This window comes from Amycolatopsis australiensis, assembly GCF_900119165.1.
GTDB lineage: Bacteria > Actinomycetota > Actinomycetes > Mycobacteriales > Pseudonocardiaceae > Amycolatopsis > Amycolatopsis australiensis.
Genome location: NZ_FPJG01000006.1, coordinates 4,038,379 through 4,053,732 on the forward strand (window position 1 = coordinate 4,038,379; position 15,354 = coordinate 4,053,732).

The 15,354-nt window shown below is 72.0% G+C and carries 14 protein-coding genes and 1 pseudogene; 10 read left to right on the plus strand and 5 right to left on the minus strand.

Annotated features, from left to right (window positions below):
* Positions 1-120 precede the first annotated feature (120 nt).
* The 4 genes from BT341_RS20205 to BT341_RS20220 all read left to right on the plus strand — a co-directional run bounded on the left by BT341_RS20205 (position 121) and on the right by BT341_RS20220 (position 3,571).
* Positions 121-1,485 carry a M16 family metallopeptidase gene (locus tag BT341_RS20205; RefSeq protein ID WP_072477780.1) on the plus strand — a complete coding sequence of 455 codons (1,365 nt, stop codon included), beginning with the start codon at positions 121-123 and terminating at the stop codon, positions 1,483-1,485.
* Positions 1,482-2,222, plus strand: coding sequence for a 4-hydroxy-tetrahydrodipicolinate reductase (dapB, locus tag BT341_RS20210; protein WP_072477781.1), 741 nt, complete (start codon positions 1,482-1,484; stop codon positions 2,220-2,222). Before BT341_RS20205 ends, dapB begins: the two co-directional genes overlap by 4 nt.
* Positions 2,219-2,665, plus strand: a complete 447-nt coding sequence (locus BT341_RS20215; RefSeq protein WP_072477782.1) for a tetratricopeptide repeat protein — start codon at positions 2,219-2,221, stop codon at positions 2,663-2,665. Before dapB ends, BT341_RS20215 begins: the two co-directional genes overlap by 4 nt.
* Positions 2,666-2,773: 108 nt before the next feature.
* The gene (locus BT341_RS20220; RefSeq protein ID WP_084742943.1) at positions 2,774-3,571 is read left to right on the plus strand and encodes a Scr1 family TA system antitoxin-like transcriptional regulator; all 798 of its coding nucleotides are present in this window, start codon (positions 2,774-2,776) and stop codon (positions 3,569-3,571) included.
* Between the two features lie 25 nt (positions 3,572-3,596).
* Here the strand turns inward: BT341_RS20220 and BT341_RS20225 are convergent, their stop codons facing one another.
* On the minus strand, positions 3,597-4,115 hold the full coding sequence (locus tag BT341_RS20225) for a YqaA family protein (protein WP_072477784.1): 519 nt from the start codon (positions 4,113-4,115) through the stop codon (positions 3,597-3,599).
* A gap of 318 nt (positions 4,116-4,433) precedes the next feature.
* Here BT341_RS20225 and BT341_RS46565 point away from each other — a divergent pair.
* A pseudogene (locus BT341_RS46565) lies at positions 4,434-4,664 on the plus strand (GtrA family protein); the annotation flags it as partial.
* A 66-nt stretch (positions 4,665-4,730) separates the two neighbouring features.
* Here BT341_RS46565 and BT341_RS20235 read toward each other — a convergent pair.
* Complete coding sequence (locus BT341_RS20235) at positions 4,731-5,288, minus strand: GNAT family N-acetyltransferase (RefSeq protein ID WP_072477785.1); 558 nt, start codon at positions 5,286-5,288, stop codon at positions 4,731-4,733.
* Between the two features lie 185 nt (positions 5,289-5,473).
* Between BT341_RS20235 and BT341_RS20240 the strand changes: the two genes are divergently transcribed.
* Together BT341_RS20240 and BT341_RS20245 are read left to right on the plus strand one after the other, a co-directional pair.
* Positions 5,474-6,688, plus strand: a complete 1,215-nt coding sequence (locus tag BT341_RS20240; RefSeq protein ID WP_072477786.1) for a winged helix-turn-helix domain-containing protein — start codon at positions 5,474-5,476, stop codon at positions 6,686-6,688.
* A 114-nt stretch (positions 6,689-6,802) separates the two neighbouring features.
* The gene (locus BT341_RS20245; RefSeq protein ID WP_072477787.1) at positions 6,803-10,684 is read left to right on the plus strand and encodes a trypsin-like peptidase domain-containing protein; all 3,882 of its coding nucleotides are present in this window, start codon (positions 6,803-6,805) and stop codon (positions 10,682-10,684) included.
* A gap of 3 nt (positions 10,685-10,687) precedes the next feature.
* Here BT341_RS20245 and BT341_RS20250 read toward each other — a convergent pair whose 3' ends face one another.
* The 3 genes from BT341_RS20250 to BT341_RS20260 all read right to left on the minus strand — a co-directional run bounded on the left by BT341_RS20250 (position 10,688) and on the right by BT341_RS20260 (position 12,666).
* On the minus strand, positions 10,688-11,035 hold the full coding sequence (locus tag BT341_RS20250; protein WP_084742944.1) for a CU044_2847 family protein: 348 nt from the start codon (positions 11,033-11,035) through the stop codon (positions 10,688-10,690).
* Positions 11,036-11,227: 192 nt separating this feature from the next.
* Positions 11,228-12,142, minus strand: a complete 915-nt coding sequence (locus BT341_RS20255; RefSeq protein WP_072477788.1) for a DUF4097 family beta strand repeat-containing protein — start codon at positions 12,140-12,142, stop codon at positions 11,228-11,230.
* Positions 12,143-12,153: 11 nt separating this feature from the next.
* Positions 12,154-12,666: a toxin-antitoxin system HicB family antitoxin gene (locus BT341_RS20260; RefSeq protein WP_072477789.1), complete on the minus strand. Its 513-nt coding sequence runs from the start codon at positions 12,664-12,666 to the stop codon at positions 12,154-12,156.
* A gap of 125 nt (positions 12,667-12,791) precedes the next feature.
* Here BT341_RS20260 and thyX point away from each other — a divergent pair, with 125 nt between their 5' ends.
* From thyX to BT341_RS20275, 3 genes are all read left to right on the plus strand, one after another.
* Positions 12,792-13,544 carry an FAD-dependent thymidylate synthase gene (thyX, locus tag BT341_RS20265; protein ID WP_072477790.1) on the plus strand — a complete coding sequence of 251 codons (753 nt, stop codon included), beginning with the start codon at positions 12,792-12,794 and terminating at the stop codon, positions 13,542-13,544.
* Positions 13,544-13,939: an ACT domain-containing protein gene (locus tag BT341_RS20270; RefSeq protein WP_072477791.1), complete on the plus strand. Its 396-nt coding sequence runs from the start codon at positions 13,544-13,546 to the stop codon at positions 13,937-13,939. The genes thyX and BT341_RS20270 overlap by 1 nt, the downstream gene beginning before the upstream one ends.
* A gap of 126 nt (positions 13,940-14,065) precedes the next feature.
* The gene (locus tag BT341_RS20275; protein ID WP_072477792.1) at positions 14,066-15,307 is read left to right on the plus strand and encodes an Nramp family divalent metal transporter; all 1,242 of its coding nucleotides are present in this window, start codon (positions 14,066-14,068) and stop codon (positions 15,305-15,307) included.
* Positions 15,308-15,354 lie beyond the last annotated feature (47 nt).

Below are 15,354 nucleotides of genomic sequence, written 5' to 3' on the forward strand. Positions count from 1 at the left end.
ACGCGAAGGCCTCCTGATCCGCTCGGTGCGGGTCGTGGGTGAGAAACAGGGTTGGAACACCGTTTCTCACTCACGACCCCGGCGGCAGGGGGCCTTCGCGGCATCGTGAGTAAGGATTCCATGGCACGGCAGGTTTCCGGGCACGAGCAGCCCGTCGGCACCACTCGCACGCTCGAGTCCAGTTCGGACGGTGCGGTCGTCAAGCGCAGCGTCCTGCCCGGCGGCCTGCGGGTGATCACCGAGCACGTCCCGGCGTCCCGGTCGGCCACGGTCGGGCTCTGGGTCGGCATCGGCTCGCGCGACGAGCCGGTCGCGGTCGCCGGCGCCGCGCACTACCTCGAGCACCTGCTGTTCAAGGGCACGAAGAACCGCGACGCCACGCAGATCGCCGAGGAGATCGACGCCGTCGGCGGCGAGTTCAACGCCTTCACGGCCAAAGAGCACACCTGCTACTACGCGCAGGTCCTCGACGCCGACCTGCCGCTCGCCATGGACCTGGTCACCGACGTCGTGTTCGAGGCGCTCTGCACCGACCGCGACATGGACATGGAACGCAGCGTCGTCCTCGAAGAGATCTCGATGCGCGACGACGACCCCGAGGACCTGCTGCACGAGACGTTCGTCAGCGCCATCCTGGGCGAGCACCCGCTCGGCCGCCCGGTGCTCGGCACCGAGAAGTCGATCATCGGCATGTCGCCGTCGGCGCTGCGGAACTTCTACAAGCGCCGCTACACGCTGCCGCGGATGGTCCTGTCCGTGGCCGGGAACATCGACCACAACCAGGTGCTCCGGCTGGTCCGCAAGGCGCTCGGCGGCCGGCTGACCGGCTCGGCCACGCCGTTCGCGCCCCGCGAAGGCCGGGCCCGGATCAAGACCGTCCCGAAGCTGGCCCTGCACACCGACGACACCGAGCAGGCGCACGTGATGCTCGGCCTGCGGTCGCTGTCGCGCCACGACGACCGCCGGTTCGCGCTCTCGGTGCTCAACGCCGCGTTGGGCGGCGGCATGTCCTCGCGGCTGTTCCAGGAGATCCGGGAGCAGCGCGGGCTGGCCTACCAGGTGTACTCGTCGGTCGCGAGCTACGCCGACACCGGGCACATGGCCGTGTACGCGGGCTGCCAGCCGGAGAAGCTCGGCGACGTCGCCGGCGTCATCCGCGAGGTCCTCGACAAGGTCGGCGTCGACGGCCTGACCGACGCCGAGGTGGCCCGCGCGAAAGGCCAGCTGCGCGGCGGGCTCGTGCTCGGGCTCGAAGACACCTCGTCGCGGATGTCGCGGGTCGGCAAGAACGAGCTCAACTACGGCCGCTACCTGGGCGTCGACGACACGGTCGCCCGTATCGACGCCGTCACCACCGAAGACGTGTGTGCGCTGGCTCGCACTTTGTTCGCACGGCCGGGCGGGGTCTCGGCGGCGGCGGTCGTCGGGCCGTACGCTCACGCCGACGACCTTCCTGACGACCTGCACGAGGTGATCGCTTCATGACCATCAACGTCGGTGTGCTCGGCGCTCGCGGCCGCATGGGCGCGACGGTGGTGAACGCTGTCGAAGGCGCTTCGGACATGAAGCTCGTCGCGGCGCTGGACGCGGGCGACGACTTCGCGCCGCTCGCGGACGCCCAGGTCGTCGTCGACTTCACCCACCCCGACGCCGTCATGGACAACCTGAAGTACCTGGTCGAGCACGACATCCACGCGGTCGTCGGCACCACCGCCTTCAGTGAGGAGCGGCTGGCCACCCTGCGGAGCTGGCTGGAGCCGAAGCCGTCCCTGGGCGTGCTGATCGCGCCGAACTTCGCCCTCGGCGCGGTCCTGGCGATGCGCTTCGCGGCCCAGGCGGCGAAGTTCTACGCCTCGGCCGAGGTCATCGAACTGCACCACAACCGCAAGGCCGACGCGCCTTCGGGCACCGCGGCGCACACCGCGCGGATGATCGCCGCCGCGCGCGCCGAGGCCGGCGTGACGCCGGGCCCGGACGCGACGACGTCCGAGCTGGACGGTGCCCGCGGCGCGGCGGTCGAGGGCGTCCACGTCCACTCGGTCCGGCTGCCGGGCCTGGTCGCGCACGAGGAGATCCTGTTCGGCGGCGAGGGCGAGACCCTGACCATCCGCCACGACTCCCTCGACCGGACGTCGTTCATGCCGGGCGTGCTGTTCGGGGTCCGCACGGTCCTGACGCGCCCCGGCCTGACGGTCGGCCTGGAAAACGTGCTCGACCTGTGAAGGCACGCAACACGGCGCTGCTGCTGACGGCGGCGCTGGTCGTCTACCTGGTCCTGCTGGCCGACCGGGCGGTCATGCTGTTCGGATCCGGGACGGGCACCGGCATCGCGTTGGGCGCCGGCGTCCTGCTGCTGCCGCTGCTGGGCGTCTGGGTCATCGTCGTGACCTGGCGCAACGGGCTGCAGATCCAGCGGCTGTCCCGGCGCTTGGACGAAGAAGGCGCCCTGCCGGACGTCTCGGATCTCCCGCGACGGCCGTCGGGCCGGGTGGACCGCGCGGCGGCCGACGCGTGGTTCGAGGAGCGCCGCGCGGAGGTCGAGGCCGACCGGGGCAACTGGCGCGCCTGGTACAAACTGGCGTACGCCTACGACATCGCGGGCGACCGCCGGCGTGCCCGCGAGACGATGAAGAAAGCCGTCGAACTGGAGGCGGCCGACCGCTGAATCGGCGGTGTGGCCATTTGCTGACAGTTGTCGTTCATTCGGGAAATGTGCGGTGTTCGTACGATCCCCGGCATGAAACCGTCGTTGTCTTACCCGAGTTTGCGGGCGTTGTCCGCCTCGCTGCGCGAAGTACGCGAAGCGCGGAAATTCGGGTTACGCGAGCTGGCGCGCGCACTCGAGATCGACCCGCGGGTGCTGTCCCAGTGGGAGCTCGGGGTGCGGGTGCCGCCGCTCGAGGAGGTGGCGCGCATCCTCGGGTACCTGCGCGCGGACCGGACCGTCACCAGCCGGATCCTTTCCCTGGCCAAGCACGCCAAGGACCCCAACTGGCTGGATTCCCACCCCGCCGACGTGCCGAGTGCGCTGACGGCGGTCGTGCAGTGCGAGCGCTCGGCGAGCCTCATCACGAACTGGTCCCCGCTGATCGTCCCGGGTTTGCTGCAGACGCCCGACTACGCCCGCGCGCTGCTCACCGCCTCCGGCATCCGAGTGGAGGAGGTCGATGCGCGGCTGGTGGTTCGCTTGGACCGGCAGCGAATCCTCTCCGGACGCGAACCGGTCCGGCTGCACGCCATTGTTTCCGAGCTGGCGATCCGCGAGGTGGTCGGCGACGAAGACGTCATGTCCGACCAGATCGACCATCTGCTCGCCGTGGCCGAGGCAGCCACCGTCTCGCTGCGCATCGTGCCCGCGGAAGTGGTGTGCCACCCTGGCAAGACCGGCATGTTCGCCATCTACGACTTCCCGGGCGATGCGGCGATCGTCCACCTGGAGCATTACCACGCCAGTGCCTTCCTCCACGATCCCGAAGGTGTCGCTCCCTACCGGAAGCTCGCGAAGCTGCTGGCCGGCAAAGCACTGAGCGAAGAGGCTTCGAAAGCGTTGCTCCGGGACGCGGCGCGATAGTGCGGAGGCAACGGGACGCTTGTGCTCAGTGGTGCAGCCAGCCCGCGAACACCGCGGGTGAAGCAGCGATCAGGCTGAAGCGGATCCAGCGTCCGGCGAGCCCGGTCGTCAGGAACATCGCGAGCCGCATGCGGACGACACCCGCCAGCACGCTCGTCGCCATGAACGGGGGCAGGCCCACCAGGGAACTGACCCCGTAGGTGCCGGCCATCCAGTGCGGGTGCCGGTGGCAGCGTTCGCGCAGCCGCTCCAGCCACGCGCGGATCCGCTTGGTCCGCAGCTGCCAGCGCACGCGCCGCGGCGTCAACGGGCGCTCGCGGTGCAGGCGGTCGTGCAGCGGTTTCGGCAGCTTGATCGTCCCGCGGGCGGCGAGGAAGTACAGCGTCTTCCCGGCGATCTGCCCGACCGCCACCGCCGCCCCGAGCCACAGCCAGTGCAGCCCGGGCTGGCTGGCGCACAACCCGATCAGGAACACTTCGGCGTTGATCAGCGGCACGATGGCCGAACCGAACGCCACGCCCAGCGTCAGCAGGATCCAGCTCATCGTGTCACCTCCCGAACCGCGCTCGTGTTCTTCCAAGTTATCAGTCCGAAATCTCCGCGCACTGGGGTTAACCCCCCTCTACGGCGGGTGGCCGGCACCGGAAGATCACCTGCCGGACCGCTTCCGGTCACCTCACGCTGGAACCCTGTCGGGGTGGCCGCCGAGCAACCCCGTACGCCCGCCGACCGGTTCGGCGCCCTCTGCCGGGCGATCGTGCGCGTCCTGCCGCTGGGTCTGTCGCGGCTGGTGGCGCCGACGTTTCTCGGCTTTTGCCTGATCAACGGCTGCACGTTCGGCGTCGACCTCGGGCTGCTGAGCGTGTTCCACGGGCTGCTCGGGTGGCCCGTGTGGCTGTCGATCACGCTGGCGTACGGCTGCGCGTTCGGGTTGAGCTTCGTGCTGAACCGGACGTTCAACTTCCATTCCCACGCCGCGGTCGGAATTCAGCTCGCGCTTTACATCGTCGCTATTGCTGTCAATTACGCGGCGTTTTTGCTGGGTGTGGGCGCGGGCCTGACGGCGCTGGGCGTCGAATACCACCTGTCGCGGGTGCTCGCGGGCGCCTGCGAGGGCGTGTTCATGTATTCGGTGATGCGGTGGGTGATCTTCCGCGGGTCAGGCGAGCGTGAAGTCGAGGGTGCCGGTGAGGCGGACTTCGCGGACCATGCGGTCCCCGGTGTCGAGCGTGCGGACGGTGCCGTCGGGGTTCCAGCCGGCGCGGCGGTAGAAGGCGAGGGAGGCGTGGTCGCCCTGGGCGACCCAGGTGATGCCGCGGGCGGCACCGGCGGCCCGCAGGCCCGCGGCGGCCGTCGCGAGTAGCCGTCCGGCGTGCCCGCGCCGTCCCCACCGCGGCTCGACGAGCAGGGTGGCGATCAGGCCGGTGCGGTCCGCGTCCGCCGGCAGGCTCCCGTCGGCCGCGGCGACCTCGCCTTCGGGGGCCCGGCCCGCGACGCAGAAGCCGACGGTGGACTCGCCTTCGGTGGCGACGTAGACCTGGCTGGCCGGGTGGTCGATGGTCTCGCTCCAGGTGCCGACGAGGTCGGCGGCGTCCAGCTCGGCCAGCGCGTTCTTGCCGAGGAGGTCCGCGTAGGCGGCGTGCCAGGTGTCGCGCTGGATACGGGCGATCTCCGCGGCGTCGGAGAGGTCGGCGGGACGGACGGCGGCGTCGCTCATGGCGCAGAAGTTAGTACAGCGGAGCGAAGCTTCTCCGTTGAGGGCGGTGGCGGGGGCATGGATGGAGTACAGCGGAGCGAAGCTTCTCCGTTGAGGGCGGTGGCGGGGGCATGGATGGAGCGCGGCTCCGCCGTCGAGGACGGGTGCGCGTTTTTGTCGGTGGTGGGTGGCACCATGACGGCACCATGCAAACGATCAGCGTCAAGACGGCCCGGAAGACCTTCCTGGCCGCACAGGGCTTCGCCGACCCGCGTCCGTCCGTCGCGCCTTCGCGGCGGCACCTGAAACGGGTGCTCTCGCGGGTCCAGCTGCTGCAGCTGGACTCGGTGAACGTCGCGGTCAGGGCGCACTACATGCCGGTGTTCTCGCGGCTCGGGGCGTACGACCCGGCGCTGCTGGACACGGCGGCGTGGTCGCACTCGGCGCGGCAGCCCCGGATGCTGGTCGAGACGTGGGCGCACGAGGCGAGCCTGCTGCCGATCGAGGACTGGCCGCTGATCCGGTCGGGCGCGAAGCGTGACGGCTGGTGGCGCCACTACGGCCCGCTGATCGAGAAGTCGCCGGGGCTGGTCGACGAGATCCTGTCGGTGGTCAAGGAGCTGGGCCCGATCGGCGCGGGCGGCATCGAGCGCGAGGTGGCGGCGGACGCCCAGCGCCGCGGCCCCGGCTCGTGGTGGGAGCGCTCGGAGGTCAAGCGGGTCTGCGAATACCTGTTCGGCATCGGGCAGCTGACCACGGGCACGCGCCGGTCGTTCGAGCGGCTCTACGACCTCACCGAGCGGGTGGTGCCGCCGGAGATCCTGGCCCGCTCGGTGACCGCGGAGGAGGGCGCGCGCGAGCTGATCGAGCGGTCGGCGCGGGCGCTGGGCGTGGCGACGGAGACGGACCTGCGCGACTACTACCGCCTCGGCCCGGGGCCGGCCCGCCAGGCGGTGGCGGAGCTGGTGGAGGCGGGCGTCCTGGAACCGGTCGAGGTGCACGGCTGGAAACCAACGGCGTACCGCCACACGGCGTCGCGTACGCCGCGGTCGGTGCCGGGCCGGGCGCTGCTGTGCCCGTTCGACCCGCTGATCTGGGAAAGAGCCCGCACCGAGCGCCTGTTCGGCTTCCGGTACCGCATCGAGATCTACGTCCCGGAGCCGAAGCGGGTGTACGGGTATTACGTGTTCCCGTTCCTCCTGGACGGCGAGCTGGTGGCACGCGTGGATCTGAAGTCCGACCGCGCGGCGGGCGTGCTGCGGGTGCAGGGAGCGTTCGCGGAGGAAGGGGTGGACGTGGCCCACGTGCTCCCGGAGCTGGCGGCGGAGCTGAAGCACATGGCGGAATGGCTGGGCTTGTCCGGCGTGGCGGTGGGTCCCCGCGGCGACCTGGCCCCGGCGCTGAAGAAGGTGGTGCGCTGACGTTCCGGAGCGCGGTGGTCGAGGAATCCGTTCCGGGCGCGGGCGAACGCCCGTTCCGGTGCGGTCGCGGACCTGACAGGATGGTGGGTCGCCGGGCATCGAGCGGGGGACGGGATGGCGGGAGAACGGGCGAAGCTGGCGGAGGTCCTGCGCGCGGTCACCGTGCCGCTGATCGCGCCTTCCGGTGCCGAGGGCACGGGCTTCTTCGTCGCTCCGGGCGTCATCGTCACCTGCGCGCACGTCATCACCGGCGCCGCCACGGGGGTGGCCGAGGTCGTCCGCTCGATCGGTACTGAACACGTCGGCGCCATGCGGTTCCGGGTCGTTCCCGGCACCTACCATGCGAACGACCCCGCCGCCGCGGATCTCGTCCTGCTGCGGGCGGAGCAGGAGGCCCCTGCCGCTCACGTCTTGCTGCACCCGGCGGCCGAACCCGGGGATCCGTTGTGGGCGTTCGGCTATCCCGCGGGCCGCTACCGCGCCGGCGACTCGGCGACGCTCATGCTGGCCGGGCCGTCGCAGCGGACCGAGGGCGCCGAACTGCTGAAGACCGTCCACGGGCCGGTCGGGCCCGGCTACAGCGGCGGCCCGGTGCTGAACTGGCGGACCGGGGCCGTCTGCGGCGTCGTGCGCTACCGGGACACCGAACGCACCGACACGGCGCGGCTCATTCCGGTGTGGTCCGTCTTCGCGGCCTACCCCGACCTCGAGCCGCTCCACCGGGCGGTGTCGCCGGGCACTCGCGGCTGGCTGGAGCTGCTCGACGATGAACAGATCGTCACGACGGGGATCCGGTTTCCCGGGCCGCGGCTGCGGGAGTACCTCGAGGCGGCCAAGGCGGCGGACGACCGGCACCCGCACGCCGAGCTGGCCGGCACCGAGGTGACCCCACCGCTGTGGAAGGTGTACCTGCGCCAGCACACCAGCCGCTACGGCGGCTCGGCCGACGACGACCCGGCGCGGGTCGACGCGGACAGTCTCCTGGCGACCTACCCCGGCGTGCAGATCCTCGGCGGTCCGGGCGCCGGCAAGTCGAGCCTGGTCCGGCACCTGACCGCGGAGATCGCGAAGCAATGGCTCCGCGGCGAAGGCGGCGAGTTCGTGCCCGTCCCGGTGCCCGCGGACGCGCTGCGGGGCCATCGCGGCCTGACCGAGCTGCTGGCCCGTGGCGTGCACAGCTTCGACCTGGACCTCGACCGCGGCCGGCTGGAAGAGCTGTTCGCCGCCGACCCGGCACCGGGCGCGCGCTGGCTCGTGCTGGCCGACGGGCTCGACGAGATCGTCGATCCGTCCGACCGCCGCGTCGTCGCGAAACTGGTGCAACGGCTTCGACGGCGGGGCCGGTTCGGTTTCCTGCTCACCACCAGGCCGACCGGGGCGGACTACCACACCGAGCTTTCGGAGAACGACCGCTATCCGACGTTCGTCATCGAGCCGTTCGCCCGGCATCAGCTCGGCGAATTCGCGAAGGCGTGGTTCGAAGCCCTCGAAGTGCCGGACGCCGATGCCGAATCGGCCCGCTTCGTGGTCCGCGCCGACGAAGCCGGGCTACGGGACCTTGCCACGATTCCGCTGATCGCCACGATGATGTGCGTGCTGTACGCGCAGGAACCCGGGCGGCGGCTGCCCTCCAACCGGGTCGACCTGTACCGGCAGTTCGTCGAACTGCTGCTCGACAAGCGCCGGGCCACCGCGCGCAAGCTCCTGCGGGAGTGGGGCGGGCGGAGTGGTGCGAAGGCCGAGCATGCCGTCGACGAGCTGTTCGACAACGCCCTTCCGGTTTTGCGTGAGTGGGCGTACGCGCACTACGAGAACGCGGCTGCAGCGTTCCCGACCGGACGCCCGGTGCCGACCCTGGTCGAGGTCGCGTCCCGGCACGTGCCGAGGCCACCGGACACCGTCCCGGAGGCCGAGTGGACGAAGATCGTCCATGAGGTGTTCCTGGCCACCAGCCTGCTCATCGGCCGGCGCGGCGGTCCGGAGTTCCTGCACCAGACCATCCTCGAGTACCTCGCCGCCGAACACCTGGTGCGCCGCCACCCCCGGCCGGGACGGCGGTGGCTGCCGCCCCGGCTGCAGGACTGGAAGAACTGGGAGGTCGAGCTGTTCCTGGTCGGCCTGTGGGCGGCGGGCGGCAAGGACGTGACGCGGGTGCTGACCCGCATGCTCCGGCGGCGGCACTGGAAGCACAACCACGGCTTCGTGGCCGACGTGATCCGCCAGGGGCTGCCGGTACCGGACAAGGTCCGTGACCGGCTCCGCCGCGGGCTGATCGAGCAGGTCGCCCACCCGCAGACGCTGGACGACTGGCGGGAGGCCGTCGCCGAGCTCGCCCACCTCGACGCCGGTGCCGCCGAGGACAACCTGGAAGCCCTTCTCCGCGAGGAAACCGAGAGCGTGGCGCGCTTCGAGGCGCTGCGGCTTCTGCTCGACCTGGACCGGAGCCGGGGCATCACGGCCGCCAACTACCTCGTCTTCAGCGGCCGGCCGGACGCCGAAGAGCGGCTGCGCGTGGCCAAGATCGTCCTCGAGGCCGACCGGCCGCACGGGCTGCGCACCTTGATCCAGCTGGCCGCCGCCCCGGAGTTGCGTGGGCTCCGGCTGGAGGCCGCGCAGCTGGTGTTCGCCGAAGACCCCGAGCGCGGCCGGGAAACCCTCCGCCGGCTGGTCGAGGACCCCGGCTGCCCGGACCCGGCGCGGCTGGCCGCGGCCGAGGCGATCTGCGCCCGTGACCCCGGCGAGGTGCCGGCCACGTTGGCGTTGCTGAGCAGGGACCGCACCGTCGGGTTCGAGACCCGGTGTGGCGCGGCCGTGGCGGCTCGGCACCGCCAGCGCGCGCTGGGGGCCGACCTGCTGGCCGAGCTCGCGGAGGACCCCCGGCACCCCCCGGCGGCGCGGCGCCGCGCCGCCCGGGCGCTGGGCGACACCGACCTGCGAGCGGTGGAGATCCTGCGCGGGCTGGCACTGGCCGCGCAGGGCGATCCCGAGGAACGGTTCGACGCGGCGAGCGCACTGGCCGAGGTCGATCCGGGCGCGGGACTCGACGTGCTCTCGGCCCTCGCCCGCGATCCCCGGCTCGACGCGTGGCAGGTCGACGCGGCCAAGATCGCCGCGCAGTACCCCGGCACACGGGACCGGGCGCTCGACCGGTTGACCGAGCTGGCCGGGGACGCGGAAGCCGAATTCGCGATCCGCCGCTTCGCCGCGCACGCGCTCCACGAGCTCGACCCGGTCCGCGGCATCGACGCGCTCGTCGAGCTCGCGACCGGCCCGGGTGCCTCGGACGACCGGATGTCCGCCATCACCGACCTCGCCGACGGGCGGGACGAAGAGCGGGCCGCCGGCCTGCTCCGGGCGATCGTGGAGAGCCGCGCCGAATCGGTGCGGATGCGTGGCAAGGCGGCCGCGGAGCTGGCGTCGCTCGAACCCGGGCTCGCGGCGAGCGCCTACGCGACCCTGGCCCAGGACAGCGACTTGCCGATCCGCCGCCGGGCCGACTACGCGGTCAAGGTCACCCAGATCGACCGGGCGGAAGGGATCGCGTTGCTCCGGCAGGTCGCGGCCGCGGCGCCGGGGGAGCAGGCGCTTGACGTCATCGAGCGGCTGGAGCAGCTCGATCGCCTGGCCGCGAGGGCTGCGTACCAGCGCGTCGCCGTATCGCCAGGCGTGGGTCACCGGACCCGCCTGGCCGCGACGAACCGGGCCGCCCGGTTGTCGCCGGAACCATCGGCGAAGTCCCGGTCGGAGGCGCCGGAACGTGGCGGCGGGAGCGACGACGACGTCTTGCGCCTCGGCAAGAAGCGGCAGCTGCAGGTGCGCGTCGCCCGAGCCGGGGATCGCAAGCTCAAGCCCGAAGAGCGGTTCGCCGCCGCCGAAGCGGCGGCGAAGCTCGATCGCGAGGAGGGCAGGAACGTCCTGCAAGCCCTGATCGACGACCGCAAGACACCCAAAGCCGTCCGCATGAAAGCGGAGAAGGCGATGAAGCGGCTTCGCTGACCGTCAGTCCCCGCCGGGCTTCCATTCCATCGTGACCTTCAGGTTCGCCTTCGCGGTGCCCTTCACCAGGATGGCGGTCAGCTGACCGCTCTCCATCCCGACCTCGCACCCGAACTCCACGGTCACCTTGGCGGGCTTGACCTTCGTCAGCCCGGCGTGGACGGCGTCGGTCACGGTGTTCGCGACCTTGCTCAGGGTCTCGGTGAACCCGTCGAACTTGAGCAGCCGTCCGGCGACCTCTTCGTCGCCGCTGCCCACCGGACGGGCCTCGACGTAGAGCGTGCGGTCATCGAGTTGCACGGGAACGATGTGCGTTCCGGCCGAGTGCGGGGTCCCCAGGTAGTCGTCCACGCGATCATCCTGGCGGGCCGGCGGCCGGAGCCGCCAGCTCCCGGTGCCGTTTTCGCCGGGACGGCGGCATGACGAACGGGCCGTTCCCGCGGATCCCCGCCGGGAACGGCCCGCCACCCCCTCGGCCAGGCGGCCGCGGGCGTCGCCTGGCCGTGCGGGGTCGCTCCCGGCCCCCACCGGGAACGACCGCGATCAGCCGGCCGCGCGCGTCACCACGGCGTTGCCGGAGCCGGTGCGGGCACGGACCTTCAGCTGCACGCCGCCCTCGGGCGCGGTGTCGGCGACGTCCAGCTCGCTGGACACCCGGCCGCCACTGGATGTCAGGTCGATCTCGGCCGTCGTGCCGCCGCGGATGCCGATGCGGACGTCGCCCGAGCCGGTGATCAGGTCGAGCGTGCCCGAGGCCGCGTCGGCCACCGACACGTCGCCGCTGCCGGTGCGGGCCATCACCTCGCCCGACACCGCGCCCAGCCACACGTCGCTGGTGCCCGTGGCCAGCGTCGCCGAGCCGGCGATCGACGACGCCTCGACGCTGCCGCTGCCGCTGCGCAGCTGCAGCCCGCCCAGCGTGGGCCCGAGCTTGATGCCGCCGCTGCCGGTGCGGATCGTCGCCGGCCCGTCGGCGCGGTCCAGCTTGACCTGGCCGGAGCCGGTCAGCAGGTCGACGCGCCCGGCCGAGCCGGTCACGGTGACGTCGGCCGCGCCGGCCCGCACGTCCACGTGCGAACCCGCCGGGGCGCGCACGGTCACCGCCAGGGCGACGTTGCGCAGCTGCCACGCCTTCGGTGCCTGCACGACGAGCCGGTTGCCGAGCTTCTCGATCCGGGCCTGCCGCACCGCCTCGGCCGGGGAGGTCCCCGACGGGTCGACGCCGAGCTGGTCGCCGAAGCGCTCCCCGACCCAGGAGAGCAGGCTGTTGACCCCCGCCACCCACGGCTGCTGCTCGCCCCGGTCGTGCCGCAGCTCGACGCGGGCGCCGGAGTCGCCTTCCAGCACGACCTCGACACGGCCGATCGTCACGCCGACGTCGAGCTCCAGCGGGACGTCCGTCTCGAACTCGTCGATCCGCACCAGCTCGTCGTTCGGTGCCGTCTGTTCTTCGCTCATCGTCTTCCCCCTCAGCCTTCGACCCAGCCGTGCAGGCGCGACCCGGATCGGTCGCCCTTGCCGTGGTGCTTCGGGCCCGCGCCCGGCGAGCCGTGTCCCAGCGCCCCCTGCACGGCCTGGGAGACGAACGTGTTCAGCGACACGCCCTGGGCCGCCGCCGCGCGTTCGGCCTGGCCCTTGATCTGCTCGACCAGCCGCAGGGTGATGCGCGTGATGTCACCGCCGTCGACGGGTGGTGGCGGTGTGGTGTCACGTAGTGTCTCGCGCGGCGGCGCCTCGTCGGCGGTGCCGGTGACGACCACGCGGACGTCCCGGCCGTCCAGCCGCACGTCGACCACCTGCCCCGGCAGGGCGGCCGTGACCTCGGCGGCGAGGTCGGCGAGCGCGCTCATCAGCGTCAGCCGGACGGCGGGTTCGATCGCCGAGGACAGCAGCGCGGCCGCGCGCCGCGTGTGCTCGTCCCCGGCCGCGGCCGTGTTCGCGAGGTCCTCGCGCAAGGTGGCGATGTACGGCGTCAAATCCATGACACCACTATGACGTCATCAGTGACGTCAGTCAAGAAAGCCGATGGCGTCACGTGTCCCCCGGGAGTGGCCGGCCGCCCGCGGTTAGGCTGCGCGGGGAGTCGTGAGCCGGGAGGAGTGCGGACGTGGCCCGAACCGTGTCACCGAGGGTGCAGCTGATCGCGAAGACCGAGTTCTTCCCGCCCGAGGACGTGCCGTGGTCGACCGACGCGGACGGCGGCGAAGCGCTCGCCGAATTCGCCGGCCGCGCCTGCTACCAGTCGTGGAAGAAGCCGAACCCGGCCACCGCGACCAACGCCGGCTACCTCCAGCACATCATCGACGTCGGCCACCTTTCGGTGCTCGAACACGGGTCGGTGACCTTCTACATCACCGGGATCTCCCGGTCGCTGACCCACGAGCTGATCCGGCACCGGCACTTCTCGTACTCGCAGCTGTCCCAGCGGTACGTGCCCGAGCGCGACGCCGAGTTCGTCGAGCCCGAGGTCATCGCGAACGACCCCGTGCTGCACGAGAAGTTCCTCGCCGCGGCCCAGGCGAGCGTCGACGCCTACACCGAGCTGCTGGCCGGCCTGGAGGAGAAGTTCGCCGACGTCCCGAGCGCGACCCTGCGCCGCAAGCAGGCCCGCCAGGCCGCGCGCGCGGTGCTGCCGAACGCGACCGAGACCCGCGTCGTCGTCACCGGCAACTACCGGGCCTGGCGGCACTTCGTCGGGATGCGCGCCACCGAGCACGCCGACGTGGAGATCCGCGGGCTGGCCGTGGAGTGCCTGCGGCAGCTGCAGAAGGCCGCGGCGAACGTGTTCGCCGACTTCACCATCTCGACGCTGCCGGACGGCACCGAGATCGCCACGAGCCCGAAGGTGTTCGAAGGCTGATGAAACGCCTCGCGATCGACGTCCGGCCCGGTGAGTACGCCGTCGTCCGGCTGCCCGCGGACGCCCCGGTGCCCGGCGGGCTGCTCGACCCGGGCGAAGCCGCGTTCGTCTCGGTGACCCGGACGCCCGGGGAGCTGTCGGTGATCTGCCCGGCCGAGCGGGCCCCGCAGGGCGGCACGGCCGAGGACGGCTGGCGGCTGCTGTCGGTCCGCGGCCCGCTGGAGTTCACGCTGACGGGCATCATCGCCGCGCTGGCGTCCGAGCTGGCCGCGGCCGGGGTGGCGCTGTTCTCGATGTCCACTTTCGACACCGACCACATCCTGGTGCGCGCGACCGACCTCGACCACGCCGTGAAGGCGCTGCGCGAGTCCGGTCACGAAGTCGCGCACCCCTGAGCTTTTCGGCGCCCGATTCACGGGTAACCCGGGCGAGACGGTGGGCACCGTCACCCTTGAAATCGAAAGTTCGGCACGCCTAAACTTCGATTTGGGGTCCTCGACACCCGTGGAGAGGCAGGCGGCATGGCGGTCACCGAGGCGGTCCGGCCGAGGCTGGCCTCGCGCCTGCGCACGGGCTCGGCCCTGCTCGGGCCCGCGTTCGTCGCGGCGATCGCGTACGTCGACCCGGGCAACGTCGCCTCCAACGTCAGCGCCGGCGCCCGCTACGGCTACCTGCTCGTCTGGGTGATCCTCGCGGCGAACCTGATGGCCGTGCTGGTGCAGTACCTCTCGGCGAAGCTCGGCCTGGTCAGCGGGATGTCGCTGCCCGAAGCCCTGCGCGCCCGGCTGTCGCGGCCCGCGCGGCTGGCCTACTGGCTGCAGGCCGAGGTCGTCGCCATCGCCACCGACCTGGCCGAGGTCGTCGGCGGGGCCATCGCGCTGAACCTGCTGTTCGACCTGCCGCTCGTCGCCGGCGGCCTGATCACCGGCGCCGTCTCGCTGACGCTGCTGGCCGTCCAGGACCGCGGGGGCCAGCGGACGTTCGAACGGGTCGTCACCGGGCTGCTGGCCGTGATCGCCATCGGGTTCCTGGCCAGCCTGTTCGTCGAGCCGCCTTCGGTGCCGGACACGCTCGGCGGGCTCGTGCCCCGGTTCGACGGCACCGGCAGCGTCCTCATCGCCGCGGCCATGCTGGGCGCGACGGTGATGCCACACGCGGTCTACCTGCACTCCGGCCTGGTCCGCGACCGCCACGGCCGCCCGGACGGCACCCGCCGCCGTCGCCTGCTGCGCGCCACCCGCGCGGACGTCGGCCTGGCGATGCTCCTGGCCGGCGCGGTCAACCTGGGCATGCTCCTGCTGGCCGCGACGAACCTGCAGGGCCAGGCCGGCGTCGACAGCATCGAGGGCGCCCACCATGCGGTCGCGCAGGCTCTCGGCCCCGGCGTCGCGCTGATGTTCGCCATCGGCCTCCTGGCGTCGGGCCTGGCCTCGACGTCGGTGGGTGCGTACGCGGGCGCGATGATCATGCAGGGCCTGCTGCACAAGCGGATCCCGCTGGTCCTGCGCCGGCTGGTCACGCTGACCCCGGCGATCGTGGTGCTGGCGCTGGGCGCCGACCCGAGCACGGCGCTGGTGGTCTCCCAGGTGGTGCTGTCGTTCGGCATCCCGTTCGCGCTGGTGCCGCTGATCCGCCTGACCGCGGACCGGACCCTGATGGGCGCGGACGCGAACCGCCGCCTGACGACGGTCGCGGCGTGGGCGGTCGCGGCCGTCATCATCACGCTGAACGTCGTGCTGATCTGTCTCACCTTCACCGGCTGAGTCACGAATTCCGCGGAACCCGGGGCGCGCCGCGACGGTCCGACTAG

Coding starts and splice junctions, on each gene's coding strand:
- BT341_RS20205 (WP_072477780.1), top strand. CDS start 121: ATGGCACGGCAGGTTTCCGGGCACGAGCAGCCCGTCGGCACCACTCGC.
- BT341_RS20245 (WP_072477787.1), top strand. CDS start 6,803: ATGGCGGGAGAACGGGCGAAGCTGGCGGAGGTCCTGCGCGCGGTCACC.
- BT341_RS20260 (WP_072477789.1), bottom strand. CDS start 12,666: ATGGATTTGACGCCGTACATCGCCACCTTGCGCGAGGACCTCGCGAAC.
- BT341_RS20225 (WP_072477784.1), bottom strand. CDS start 4,115: ATGAGCTGGATCCTGCTGACGCTGGGCGTGGCGTTCGGTTCGGCCATC.
- BT341_RS20275 (WP_072477792.1), top strand. CDS start 14,066: ATGGCGGTCACCGAGGCGGTCCGGCCGAGGCTGGCCTCGCGCCTGCGC.
- BT341_RS20255 (WP_072477788.1), bottom strand. CDS start 12,142: ATGAGCGAAGAACAGACGGCACCGAACGACGAGCTGGTGCGGATCGAC.
- dapB (WP_072477781.1), top strand. CDS start 1,482: ATGACCATCAACGTCGGTGTGCTCGGCGCTCGCGGCCGCATGGGCGCG.
- BT341_RS20240 (WP_072477786.1), top strand. CDS start 5,474: ATGCAAACGATCAGCGTCAAGACGGCCCGGAAGACCTTCCTGGCCGCA.
- BT341_RS20270 (WP_072477791.1), top strand. CDS start 13,544: ATGAAACGCCTCGCGATCGACGTCCGGCCCGGTGAGTACGCCGTCGTC.
- BT341_RS20235 (WP_072477785.1), bottom strand. CDS start 5,288: ATGAGCGACGCCGCCGTCCGTCCCGCCGACCTCTCCGACGCCGCGGAG.